The organism is Gaoshiqia sediminis, from assembly GCF_025907915.1.
In the GTDB taxonomy this organism is placed as follows: domain Bacteria; phylum Bacteroidota; class Bacteroidia; order Bacteroidales; family Prolixibacteraceae; genus Gaoshiqia; species Gaoshiqia sediminis.
The window spans coordinates 1-13,201 of the sequence record NZ_JAPAAF010000059.1 but is presented as its reverse complement, the minus strand read 5'-3'; the positions used below and the strand labels follow the sequence as shown (position 1 = coordinate 13,201).

General features: G+C 42.1%; 8 protein-coding genes. All 8 read right to left on the bottom strand.

What is annotated here, in order from left to right:
- Nucleotides 1-149 precede the first annotated feature (149 nt).
- Entirely contained in the window at nucleotides 150-2,108 is a 1,959-nt protein-coding gene (locus N2K84_RS19305) for a glycoside hydrolase family 97 protein (RefSeq protein ID WP_282593479.1), read from the bottom strand.
- Nucleotides 2,109-2,217: 109 nt separating this feature from the next.
- The gene (locus N2K84_RS19300) at nucleotides 2,218-4,590 is read right to left on the bottom strand and encodes an alpha-L-fucosidase (protein ID WP_282593478.1); all 2,373 of its coding nucleotides are present in this window, start codon (nucleotides 4,588-4,590) and stop codon (nucleotides 2,218-2,220) included.
- 160 nt (nucleotides 4,591-4,750) lie between these two features.
- Nucleotides 4,751-6,481, bottom strand: a complete 1,731-nt coding sequence (locus N2K84_RS19295) for a RagB/SusD family nutrient uptake outer membrane protein (protein WP_282593477.1) — start codon at nucleotides 6,479-6,481, stop codon at nucleotides 4,751-4,753.
- Nucleotides 6,482-6,493: 12 nt separating this feature from the next.
- Nucleotides 6,494-9,844: a TonB-dependent receptor gene (locus N2K84_RS19290; protein ID WP_282593476.1), complete on the bottom strand. Its 3,351-nt coding sequence runs from the start codon at nucleotides 9,842-9,844 to the stop codon at nucleotides 6,494-6,496.
- Between the two features lie 91 nt (nucleotides 9,845-9,935).
- Nucleotides 9,936-10,961 carry a FecR family protein gene (locus N2K84_RS19285; RefSeq protein ID WP_282593475.1) on the bottom strand — a complete coding sequence of 342 codons (1,026 nt, stop codon included), beginning with the start codon at nucleotides 10,959-10,961 and terminating at the stop codon, nucleotides 9,936-9,938.
- 79 nt (nucleotides 10,962-11,040) lie between these two features.
- On the bottom strand, nucleotides 11,041-11,646 hold the full coding sequence (locus N2K84_RS19280) for an RNA polymerase sigma factor (RefSeq protein ID WP_282593474.1): 606 nt from the start codon (nucleotides 11,644-11,646) through the stop codon (nucleotides 11,041-11,043).
- Nucleotides 11,647-11,724: 78 nt separating this feature from the next.
- Nucleotides 11,725-12,225 carry a hypothetical protein gene (locus N2K84_RS19275; RefSeq protein ID WP_282593473.1) on the bottom strand — a complete coding sequence of 167 codons (501 nt, stop codon included), beginning with the start codon at nucleotides 12,223-12,225 and terminating at the stop codon, nucleotides 11,725-11,727.
- Between the two features lie 42 nt (nucleotides 12,226-12,267).
- Nucleotides 12,268-13,176: a relaxase/mobilization nuclease domain-containing protein gene (locus tag N2K84_RS19270; protein WP_282593472.1), complete on the bottom strand. Its 909-nt coding sequence runs from the start codon at nucleotides 13,174-13,176 to the stop codon at nucleotides 12,268-12,270.
- Between the last annotated feature and the right edge of the window lie 25 nt (nucleotides 13,177-13,201).

Here is a 13,201-nt window from a genome sequence, read left to right as displayed (position 1 = left end):
TTCGGCACGTTCTTCAAAACTGAGATTTGGGTTTTGATACGGATATTGTTGGGCCGATAAATTCCCTACAAATAAGGAAATCACCATCAATATGATTGTTCCTTTTAAACTGAAAGATTTTAATAACTTCATAAACAATGAATAAAAAGTTAGTTAATCGGTTTTAAACTGGCCGCAAATCCTCCGCGACGGAGCATTTTCACCTCAATTTCTGAATTTTTGTCGACAACCAAATGTCGGATTGAAAATTCTTTATCGTGCTTCCCGTCGGCAATTAACGTTAGCTTGTATTTTGTTCCTTCGGGTAAGAAGCCAAAGGTCAGTTTTTTGTTCTTTTCCCTTGTTTCGGCATTGATTCCTCCAATGTACCAATCAGTACCCTTTCTTCTTGCAATAACTGTAAAACTTCCCGGATATCCATCCAATAATTTTGTATCGTCCCAGGCACTTGGTACTTCTTTTAGAAATGTCTTTGGTTCATCAGGTAATTCATAAAATCCTTCAGGTCGATCGGCCATGTGTCGAATACCTGACTCAAATACTACGCTCAACGCTAATTCGTGCCCGTAAGAAGTGATATGTGGGTATTGCGAATTGGTAAAGGTAACCGGTGTATAATCCATAGAACCAACTACATTTCGCGTGTATGGAAGAGTGTTGTTATGAATTGGTGCTGATGTTGTAAATTCTGGCCCGTTGTTATACCATTCTGCGCCTCTAACCGCTTCGTAAGACATCAAATGCGGATAAGTTCTTTGCCATCCACGAGGAACAATACATCCATGAAAATTTACCATAATATTATATTGGGCAGCATCTTCTAAAATATCGAGGTAAAACTTTATCATATCCTGTGTCCCTGATAAGAAAAAATCAACTTTCACGCCGGCAACTCCAAGCTTTTCAAGTTTCGCAAACTCTTCAACCCTACTTTTGTGAGTAAGCATCCGGTCGCGGGGTGTATTCGGCACCCATTTAGATGCTCCCGAATTATACCACATTAAAGGTTTCACTCCAATTGAATGAATGTACTTTAATGCATCTTCCAGATTTCCGCCATTTCCCATTTGGTCCCACTCCCAGTCAAGAAGCGTGTACGGCCATTCCATTTCAGCAGCTAAATCAGCAAACTCACAAACAACCTTAAAATCTTTTGTTCCATGGTTATGTGACCAATAATTCCAAGATGCAACGCCAGGCTTAATCCAATCGGAATTCGTTAAAGTAGAAGGGGTAGAAACATCATCGACCAATGTAGATTCTACAATATCAGCAAGGCTCCCCAAAATAATCACCCGCCAAGGCGATTTCCATGGTAACGAAATTGTTGGCAATACACTACCTGCTCCTTCTATTGCATCTGGAAATTCAACTTTATAACTTGACGCTTTGTCAATATTGCTCAGCTTTGTCGCACTATAACTTCGGTGGATATCAGATTCGTGGATAAGATACCAGCATGAATTATTATTTGAATTAAAAAGAGCCGGATAACCCCAGTTTTGCTGAATACCGGCATCATTCATACTGTCATAAAGACTTTCACCTCCATAATCGTATTTTTGCAGCCAACGTTTTGTACTGTCGGTGATCGAATAGGCGGTTAGCTCTTCTTTAACCATAAATTTCCCTTCTTTTTCTGGAAATTCATACCGAAATGCAACACCATCATTATAAGCCCGGATAATCAAATTGAATTTAGCTTTTGATGGATTTTCAAAACAAATTACCAGTTCATTTGCGGAGTTCTTGCATTCAGAACGTTTTCCGTGCGGCATTATGTATTGTTCATTAATAAAAAGCGGTTTCCCTACCTTTAAAAATTTAAGTTCTTTAGAAAAATCCTGATCTTCGCGGGAGATTCCCAAATCGATTCTTGAAATGACTTCTGAAGTTTTACCTTCTCCACAATAATATACCTGAAGAAACCAGTTGCCGATTTCTCTATTTTGCTGGCATAATAAAGCTACACTAACTTTATTATTTGGCGACTGAACTGTTGCCTGCTGAGAGAATGTTGCCAACGTTAAAACCAGAAAAAGAGCAGTCATTAAACTCTTCTTATTAATCTGTATAACTGGGTTTCTAAATTTTATTTGTTTTTCCAATGAATTTTAATTTTAAAATATGAAACACTTCATAATCTATAGGAGTAGTTATTATATTGTTTGATAAACTATTTCAAAACTTGAGGAAAAGAAAGTCACCAAAATATAATTATTGAACCACTATTGCATCTATTGCCACTGCTCCAAAACCAAGGTTGACAACTTTAAGATGATGCTCGCCCGGGGTTAAACCGTTTACCTCATATACAATTTGTTGTGCTTGGCGTTTGCCCTGAATTGACAGATCAATTGTTGCAAGTGATTTTCCATCAATCTGAATCTCGATCTTTCCGGCTCCCGGTTCTTTAGGTGCAATTACAGAGACACCACTACCTGTGAATGAACAACTCCACATATCACCTGGAGTCTCGCTGAATGTAATGTCATTATTAAAGTCGCCAGTGCCTAAATTGCAACAACGAAGCCACCCTCCTCGGGCTTCTGTGCCGGGGTCGTCATCGTTAATCCATCCCTTATCGTGAGTGATTCGCAGTACCCGATAGCCTGATGCCAACGATTGATCAGTAATCTCCGGCAATGGTTCCACTGGCTGATTTGGCGTTATCGTTAGTCCCTTATCGTCCTGAACAAACTTAAAGGTAAGATTAGACCCGATAAGCTCGACTTTTGAAATTTTACCAATTGTTGCACTATTGCTATGCAGGGACCTAAGTATTAATGGATCGTTGCTCCAATCAAAAATAGTGGCATAAACATTGCCATTTCTACGCGTATAGCGAACGTTACCCTCTCCATAAACTTCAAATGGGCGGGATCCATAAATAGCCTCCCCGTTAACCTTCATCCATGCACCAACATCTTTTGCTATACGAACTACTTCGGGGTCTAGATTGCCGCGACCACGCTGCGTAAGGTCAAGCAACATTGTACCATTGCGGCAGACATTCTCCATCAGTGAGTTTATTATATTTTTTGCATCCTTGTATTCCTGCCCGGTTTTGTAATGCCAGACAGCTATACAGGATTCGGTTTGGAATGGATATGCCATAATCTCCGGTTCAATGTGCTCCTCGGTACTTTTAACAAGTGAACGATCAACGTGAGGAAGTAGATCAGGGTCGTTTTGAAAACTGTTCCACCGACCACCTACTCCTTTGAGGTTAACCACAACATCCGTTTCACCATCATTCCACTCCACGGCCTTATTGTAGTAATTTGCTATTAATTGTGGGGCCAGGAATCCTAATCCCATCCTCACACCTAAGTCCATTTGTGAATCGCCAGCATGTTCGTCAAAATAAATAACATCAGGACGATACTTTGTGATGGCGTCATCGACCCGCCACATGAACTGATTGGCAAATGGCGAAAGCAGTGGATCTTTTTTGTCATGAACCGGTCCATATAAGTCTACCGGATCCATTCGTTCCCACCACTTCCCCTTCCCGTCCAGAACTGTTTGCAATGCATCATAAGGGACACCTTGCATCGGTCCTGTTCTGTCGCTGGTATAGCGTACCGGCATAAACTGTCCCCAGGTACGGGCAGGTGTGTTGTGAAAACCAATGCCAAAACGCATCCCGTGTTCGCGTGCAATTTTTTCCCATGTACCGACTATATCCACCTTCGGCCCCATGTTCACAGAGTTCCAAGGCTGATATTTTGAATCATAACAGTCGAAATTATCATGGTGGACGCCCATTGCCATAAAGTAACGTGCCCCCATTTCTACATACAAATCCATCAACTCATTGGGATTCCATTGGTTAATTTCCCAATTGTGGCAGATATCTTTGTAACCATATTCAGATGGATGACCAAAATGCTCAAGATGGTGTTCATAATGAGGACTACCCTCAACATACATCCATTTAGCATACCAGTCACCTTGTTCGGGCATAGATTGTGGATCCCAATGAGACCAGGCACCTAATTTGGCCTCACGCCACCACTCCGGAACTGTGTATCGTTGGCTGATTTCTTTCCAGTCAGGCAAATACGGGCCGCTGGCAACCGGTAACGGTGGCAAGTTCCAAATATCCGGTGGCAATCCCAGGTCTCCGTTGCCAACAGTTATCCGATCGATCGTTATGGCGACATCACCAGTTTCCATGCTAATCGTCAGCTCAGCGTTGTCAGGAATCTCTAAATCAATAATCGCGTTAAGAAAAGAGCTTTCGAAGGATCCGGATGAATGAACATTCACCTTTTGCACCGGCTCGTTGTTTACTGCAATACTAATAGTACCTACATCTTCTGTTGCATAACGAATTGCCAGTTTGCTTGCGGCTGATAATCCAGTGAATTTTACACCGTCACTTGATTTTGTTAAACGGATAAAATACCCTCCCCCCGCCTCGTTTTCAACTATTTTTAAAGCCTTTCCAACAAGTTGGGCAGATTCTGCCTCCAATGTGTATTTCTCAGTATTACCATATCTACAAGCTGATAATAATGATAATCCAATGAGAAATATCCAAACATTTTGACCAAATCTAAAAAAAACATTTTGCTTGTACATAAATAGTATACTTTGTTCAGTAAATATAAATATTCGACATAAAGAAACTGGCCAGACTGATTTTAACATGCATTTAAGACTCAAAACCACGTCTGACCAGATTCCTTGTTCAGTAAATTTAAATTAGTTCATTTGAACTTGCTAAACAACCGGATAATAACTAATAACCATCCGTTTGCGTCAGCCCGGTACGCAGAATCTCATCCTGTGCAATAGGAAGAAGAGACTGATGATCTTTGAATGTTTCTGACTTATCTAACAAGACTACCTTTTCATACCTCTTTGCCCCTGTCGTTAGATTTTTATAAATATCGTACGTATAAATTTTGGTATTCTCTACCTGGTTGGCAATTTTCCAACGTCTGACATCAAAGAACCGGTGGCTTTCAAATGCCAGTTCAATTCTGCGTTCGTTATAAATCCTTCTCTTCAGATCCTCTCCGGTAACCGACTCTGGAATGTCAGGTAGGTTTACGCTTGCCCTTTGTCTTACTTTATTTACATATTCTCTTGCCGTAGTTTCATCACCCAGCTCAAACTTTGCTTCTGCATAATTCAGGTATATCTCCGCCAGCCGGAAAAACGGCCATTGGTTTGTGGCGGGCGTTTGCCGGTTAATGGGGCCTTCTTCGGGCATAAACTTTTTGAGCACCGTATTTGTCCGGGGATTGTCTCCTGTGTTTTTATAAGAATCATATCCCCATGAAGAACCATCTTCTGCGATCCACATTTCAAAAGTCGGATGGCCTGGGGTTAAATCAGGGCGGAATACTGATCCGTCATGAATAATAGTAGCCTCTAACCTGGGATCACGGTTATCCCAAGGATTTTTTGGATCATAACCTGAAGCAGGATTAACAGACCCGTCTGCCAAAAATGGTGGTTCTCCGTTGATCATGTCATAAGCGTCAACCAAATTACCGGTAGGCCCGTTGCTTCCCCACCATCCTCCGTTGGCCTCAAAACGCCGGTTTAAATTATCAGGGCCTACGTTGTGGCCGTTAGAAGAAGTAAAACCTCTTGAAAAAATGACCTCGTCTTGCGCATCCCCCTGTGACAGTTCAAAGAGTTTCTGGTAATCAGGATACAGCGAGTAGCCGCTGTTTAAAAGGGCTTCGGCTGCATCAGCAGCCATCTGCCACTTGCTCATGTCATGAGAAGGATTAAACAGTGGAGAAGCGGCATAAAGGTATAACCGGGAGAGCAGTGCCTTGCAAGCATCGCCTGTAGCCCTTCCGTAGTTGGTATCAGTTGACTGATATTGGTCCGGCAAGTCAGGCATAGCTTCGTTCAAGTCATCTGCAATGAAATTCACACAGTCATCAAAGGAACTTCTCATAAATTGCACTTGGTCTGCGGCATCAAGTTCATAAGACTCCTTGACGATGGGAACGCCGCCAAACCTTTCAACAAGATTGAAATAGATGAATGCCCTCAGAAATTTGGCTTCTGCAACCAATATGTCTTTATCAGGCAAATCAACGGTGATCTCTTTTATTTTTTCCAGGAAAACATTGATTTTGCGGATATACTCATATCCACGATCCCAGTAATACAAATATCCACTTCCCGAAGCCCAGAACCCGGCAGCATCTCCGCCTGCCTGTGTAATATTGTCTGGATTATAGGTGTTAAGTTTTAAGAGGTTGGCCCCGCAACAGGGAGCGCTGTTATAGGCTTCATCCGTATATTTTGAATACATGTGGATGTAAAAACCATGAACTTCTGAATTGTAAAGCTCGGAATGATACGCTTGTATAAGTTTTGCATCATTCCATACAGCATCTTCGGCAATCCTGTCCTGGGGCGAAATATCCAGAATTTTTTTCTCACAGGAAACACTGAATAGTATAAGTATTACTATAGGTAATATTCTTTTAATAGCTTTCATATTTTCAACCATTTAAAATTTCACATTAACACCAAAACTTAAAATTCGTAGTGGCGGATACTGTGTAAAACCGCCTGACATTTCCGGATCTCTCCACGTAATTTCTTTAGCCCAGGTAAGTAAATTCACACCATTGACAAATACACGAACATCATTAATCCCTGTCTTGGATAAGATGCTGGCTGGTAGAGTGTAACCTAATTCAGCGTTTTTAAGCCTGAAAAAAGTCGCATCATACAGGAAGAAGTCCGTAGTCCCCGGTTGCCAATCATTGGATCGGGGCATGGTAGCACCTTCCTGGTTGCTAATGGTCCAACGGTTGGTTGCCCTATAAACAAGCCCGTTGTCAAGATCCTCCTGACCGAACTCGTCGACAGTACCGTCATAGGTCCAAGCATTGGTTTGTCCCTGGAAAAATAATGATAGGTCGAAACCCTTGTATTGTAGATTTGCGGTCAAACCAAACACATATTCAGGCTGTGGAGAATTACTAGCCCGGTACCGATCATCTCCATTAATTATCTTGTCACCATTCAAGTCAAGCACCTTAATGTCTCCCACTTGGGAACCTGCACCATGTGGGTAACTATCCAGCTCTTCCTGCGTGTTAAAAATCCCGTCAGACTTGTAATAAAGGTCTGAACCAAGAGGATGTCCTGTATTTGTCTGGTAGGACTCAGTTGGAGGTGTTTCATCCATAAAAATTATTTTACTCCTTGCAAAAGAGACATTTCCATTTACAGAATATGTAAGATCTCCAATAGTATTTTGATGAGTAAGTACGACCTCAAATCCATGATTCTCCACCTCGCCGATATTTTGGTCAGGCAATGCAGGAAAACCGAACACTTGACCTATCGAAAGATTGCGCTGAAGCAGGATATTTGATCTTTTTTCATTGAATACAGTTACTTCTACGCCCAGCAATCTGTTCCATAAGATAGCATCCATTCCAAAGTCAAGTTTCTTACTAACCTCCCAGGTAATATTAGGGTTGGGCAATGTGCTTGAATATATGCCCGGAACATCGCCGCCGCCAAAAACAAAATTGTTACCGAATTGGAAAGCCTGCAAGTATTGATACGCAGGAACACGATCGTTACCCAATTCGCCATAAGAGCCCCTAAGTTTTAACTCGTCTATGAACTTCATATTAGCCATAAAGTCTTCTTCCGATATTCTCCATCCTCCAGAAACCGCAGGGAAAAATCCATAACGTTTTCCTTCCGGAAAAATCTGTGAACCGTCGTAACGAAATACAAATTCAAGCAGGTACTTGGATTTAAAATTATAATTCACACGGCCAAAAAAGTTATTGTAGGCGTTTTCCGAAGCGCTACCGCCGTTATTTAAATCTTCAGGTTTTGTACTTCCTGCATTGATCTGCGGAATAGCTGGGCTTACAAAATTCTTTCGGTAGGCCATTGCATAACTGTAAGTCTGTTTCTGTTGTTCTGTTCCCACCATAGCCGAAACATTGTGATCTTCTTTGATTGTCGTTTTGTAAGATATTCTGAAATTTGATAAAGCAGTTGTCCACCTGCTATAGGTATCCTCTACCGAGATCGGGATATTATTTGTTTTGGGATCATATTCCCCGGTTTGAACGTTATACTCGTGATATTCGTGCGGTTTAGAAAAAACCTTCTGAAATTGGTTTCTCAAATCATAATTATAAGAAGCATCCAGTGTCAGGCCCTCCACGAATGGAACTTTATATGAGGCCGTGAATGTAGTATTTATGGGATCATTCTTCCATTTATTGTACCCCCGACGGTTTGATAGGAGTGGATTATTACCAAATCGACCAGGCGCAATTAACCCATTGGGATAAACTGCCACCAGCGTTGGATTGGCTTGCAATATGGTAACAAAGTCGGTACCATTTGCTTCTGACCGTTCTTCGAGAATAGCACTCATGTTGGCACCAACTGTTAAATTCTTTGTTAAATCAACGTCAACCCTTGCCCTCGCATTATACTTCTTGTAACTGTATGGCTGATTTACATAATTGCCTCCTTGGTCTGATGTTCCGAAGGAGAGCAGGTACCGGATGTTTTCTGATCCTCCGCTTGCCTGGAAGTTTATCCTTTGCTGTGACGGATTTTTCTTTAAAGATACCTCCGGCCAATTGGTATTGGGGTATAAAATGGGGTCAGAACCGTCGCGGAATTTCTGAATGGCCTCATCCGAAAAGAAGGGCGCATAATTACTCATATCAGGCCGGCCTTGCAGGTAATACTGTGTTTCATTGAATACTTGAGCAAATAATACTGCATCCATCATATCCGGAACCTTTGTTGGATTGTTAATGCCATAACTGTATGACAAGTTAAACGTGGGCTTACTCTGCGCCCCTTCTTTTGTGGTTACCAGGATTACACCATTGGCCGCACGGGCCCCATAGATAGCTGCCGAGGCATCTTTCAATATAGTTACACTCTCAATATCTTCTGGATTAATCCGTTCCAGAATATTGTCACGCGGCACCCCATCAACAACGACAAGCGGAGAATTATTATTAAACGTACCTGTTCCACGGATCGTAATGTCAAGGCTTTCAGCTCCGGGCGTACCAGTACGCTGGTTTACGATTAAGCCCGGAAGTTTACCCGCCAAACTACTCGAAAGGTTAATTGTTTGACTTCTTGCTAGTTCATCTCCATCGACCTTTGATATCGAACCTGTCAGCGTTTCTTTTCTTTGTGTACCGTAACCAACAGCTACCACCTCTTCAATCCCAACAGTTTCTTCGACCATTGTAACATTGATGATACTTTCGTCAGCAGCCTGTATTTCCTGCATCCTCATTCCAACAAATGAAAATTGCAATGTTGCATTAACGGATACATCGGCCAAGCTGTATTTTCCGTCCAGATCAGTAATAGTCCCTTTAGTGGAGCCTTTGATGACAACCGTTACACCTGGCATCGGCATCCCCATGGAGTCAATTACACGACCGGAAACCGTGTGGTTTTGTTTGGAAATAAATGGATCTTCCTCAGCCGATAGAATGATTTGCCTGTCAATAATAACGTAATTAATTCCTTGATCGGAAAACAATTGATCCAGAACCTCCTTTATTTCAGCTTCTTTAATGCTAACCGAATAGTTTTTGTCAACATCAATTTCATTCCGGTTGTAAGCAAAACGGTACTTTGTTCCGCTTTCAATTTGCATAATAATATCCTCCAGTTTCAAATCTCTTACCGAAAGTGAAATTTTGGAGTTCTGAGTGTATGAATCCAATGCAAAAGTTTGCATGATACAAACTAAGGATATAACAAGAACGAGTCTCATAATCAAAAACGTTTTTTTAAAAGCATGATCATACCATGCCCCATACTTGTGATTTTTTTTCATAAATTTGGAAATTAGTAATGTTAAAACGATCAATAGACTTTACTGATTTGCGGGAAGGCATTGGAGGTGCTTTCCCGTTTTTTTTTACAATTTACATAGGCTGCTTGTTTGTGATGAATACTTTCCTTTTTGAATAACTATCGTTGTTCTGCGCTTTTCGTTCCTGTATCCGACAACTGACAGGAGCAATTACTGAGAGCAGTTTTAGCGCATCATCGAGTGATTCATCTTCCAGCACCAGTCTCACTTTTTCCCTTTCTATACCGGTTGCATTGACCTCAATCTCCACGTTGTAAAAACGGCTTAATTTCAGGCAGGCTTCTTTTAGCGGAACATCTTTCATGACCAGCTTCCCGTCAATCCAAGCGAGAAAGTCGTAGGTATTTACCTTCGATTTCTCAAGCTTATTCATTTCCGGATGAAAGACAACGCGATCATTGGGAGTCATTTCCTCTTTCAGCCCGCGGTTGTTGGACAACCATACGCTACCTTTCTCCAAAACCACTTCGCATGACGGATCGCTGCTATAGGCTGAAACATTGAAGCGAGTACCTTTAACTTCGATATTCAGGTTTTTGGGAGTTTTAACAATGAAAGGAGAATTATTGTGTACAACATCGAAAAAGGCAAGTCCGTTTAAACTGACGATCCGTTGATTTTTTTGGTCCAGATGGTATTTAACTTCAGAGTCTGCGCCAAGCCATCCGGAGGTTCCGTCGGGTAATTTGAAATGGTTCCGAAATCCTGAAGTTGATATAAATTCGACTTGTTGGTTTTCAACAGTTGGCACGTGCCGGCGAGTTAGGTATAAGCTGGCAGCAATGAGAATACCAACTACTAGAATTGCAGCAATTTGAACGATTCGGAAATTCAATTTTATACTTTTTGAGGAAGGTCCCGAATAATTGCTTATTGCATAATAAAGTTTGTGGAACACGTGGTCTAAGTTTTGGGGAGTATCCTTCTCGGGATGAAACTGTTCCCATTGTGCTTTAACTACCTGTTTGGCTTCTTCATTTAAGTCGTTGTCCTCAAAATATTTTTCGAGCATCTTTTGGTCAAGAAGACTAAATTTCTGACCATAGACTTTATCGATATGCCTCCGGTTGATCGCCATCTTTTCTGAGTCTGTTTATAAGTAATATCAACAAGACCGAAAAACGTAGCCCTCAAAATGAATTTTTTTCTGAAAAATTTTATTCCACCGTTTGTCCGGCAAATAGGTAGAAGAATAATAATCCGGGCAAGTCGTTGTTTTCCTTCATTTTATCGGTAATGAACTTCCGTGCGATGGATAATTGCTTTTTTACGAACTGTTCACTTATCCCAAGTTGCTCTGCGATTTCACGATTCTTTTTTTCCTTCTTGTAACTAAGGATAAAGATTTCCTTTCTTCGTGCTGGGAGTAAATCAATGATCTTATTAAATTTTTCCACAAACAACTGATAGTCCAGTTGATCCTCGTCTTTTGTTGAAGTAATAATATATTCCTCCGCAAAAACCTGGATATATTTCTCTTCCCGGCTTCTCTTCAAGAAACGCTGGCGGATATTGTTGTAGGCTATTGTGAAAAGATAGGATTGAAAAGACAAGTCGGACCTGAGGTTTTGTCTGTTTTCCCATATTTTCAAAAAAACTTCGTTCAGCAAATCCTCGGCATCTTCTTTTTCCCGCAGATACTTTAACGAAAACTGATACAACCGGACGGCATACTTATCAAAGAGGGCTTTAAACGCTTGTTTGTCCCCTTGTTGAAGTTGATCAATTAAAACGCTGTCAATATGGTGAATTCGCGTATTCAACGACAGATGGAAATAGTTAGTTCGAATGAAAAGTTTACATTTATCTAAGAATTCAAAGGTAATAGATTTTCCGGCAGTTCAATGAAATTCCGAAAATGCTTGCTCAAGCTTTTCCAGTTGATCTTTAGAAATCCCCTGATTCATTCGGATATACCGGTACTTCCAATCATTCTCCCTCATCCGGCTGATTTTCTCTGACTGGCAGATGTTTATCAGGACTGATCCAACCAGAAAACAGGTCAACAGGATAAAGCTCTGGATAGTTGTCCTTCGCGTTGTTTTCAATCTGTATTGTTGATGCTGGATCTCCCGGTGTTTGTCCAGCTTCAAGTTGAAACGGGCTTTCAGATCTTTCATGTCGGCTCTTAGCGAACCTTTTTCCCGCTGGATGGCTTCCAGGTGGCCGGCTATCTGCCGAAGAATGCGTTCTGCCGACTGCCGGTTTTGCTGCCCTTGTTTTTCTTTGTCTTCTTTTGACTGGTCATTTATTTCTGTCCGGGAATCAAGCTTGTCTTCCATCGCTTGGAGTTTGCATTTCAATTCCTCAAACATTTCATGGATTACGGCATTGGTAGTCATCGTTACTGTTTCTTTCTGTTTATACTGTTTCCTCGGGCCTGCTTATATTCTTCTTCCCTTGCGGCGTTTTGGTCGATTGGCCGGAAGTCTCCGCTCCTGCTGTCTCTCCCGTTCATTTTGCCTGTCAACAGCCCGGACCAGGCTTCCCAGGCAGTTGCCCAAAACCGGGCTTTCCTTCCGCTCAAACAGGTACCGGTTATCTTGCGTTGGTGTCAGTTTTTCCCGGTTCCGTTCCAGCTGTCCCGTAATTTTTGAGAAACTGAACCGGCGGTCAACCTTTGAGCCGCTGAAGCTGTAGCCGTTTTTGCCGAATACCACTCCCTGCACCTCGGCAGTTTTCCCCTTCAGCTTAAACTCAACGGTGATTTCTTCCTGTTTCAGTCGTTCAATTACATCATCCCAACTTTTACAATCCGGAAGGGCTATTTTCAGCGTCCCGTATATGCTGTACCTGGTTTTGTCAGGTTCGCGAAGCCGGTGGGTCTTTACCTGCTCTTTTCCGGTGGCGAAGTACAAGTTGAACCGGCGGGTCAGGTCTTTGCAGATCTTCTCGCTCCGGTAGCGGTCATTCCTGTCCGGGATGGTTTTACCGTCGTTGTCAACCCGGTTGAATACCAGGTGAACATGCGGGTGTTCTTTGTCGTAGTGCCGGACCAGCAGGTATTGGGTGTTTTCGATTCCCATCCCTTTCATATAGGCTCCGGCAATTTGAACCATGATTTTACCGGTTAGTTTCTCTTTGTCTTTCGGCGAGAAGTCGAGGGAAATGTGCCCGACCGGTTTTTGGATGCGCTGATTCAGCTGTGTTTGAAGCCGGAAGCTTTCGATGATGCTTTGCCCGCTTTTGGTTCTCAGTCCCTGGCTGTCCAGAAGTTCTGCCCGCTTTTCCGGGTCAAGGACGTAATTGACCACCCCGCTGAAGCTTCTTCCTTTTACGATCTTAGCCATCATGGCGGATTTGATCTAACAGGTGATC

Bases quoted from the DNA above. Each gene is read 5' to 3' on its own strand.
- N2K84_RS19300 (WP_282593478.1), bottom strand. From the start codon at position 4,590: ATGTACAAGCAAAATGTTTTTTTTAGATTTGGTCAAAATGTTTGGATA.
- N2K84_RS19295 (WP_282593477.1), bottom strand. From the start codon at position 6,481: ATGAAAGCTATTAAAAGAATATTACCTATAGTAATACTTATACTATTC.
- N2K84_RS19290 (WP_282593476.1), bottom strand. From the start codon at position 9,844: ATGAAAAAAAATCACAAGTATGGGGCATGGTATGATCATGCTTTTAAA.
- N2K84_RS19285 (WP_282593475.1), bottom strand. From the start codon at position 10,961: ATGGCGATCAACCGGAGGCATATCGATAAAGTCTATGGTCAGAAATTT.
- N2K84_RS19275 (WP_282593473.1), bottom strand. From the start codon at position 12,225: ATGACTACCAATGCCGTAATCCATGAAATGTTTGAGGAATTGAAATGC.
- N2K84_RS19270 (WP_282593472.1), bottom strand. From the start codon at position 13,176: ATGATGGCTAAGATCGTAAAAGGAAGAAGCTTCAGCGGGGTGGTCAAT.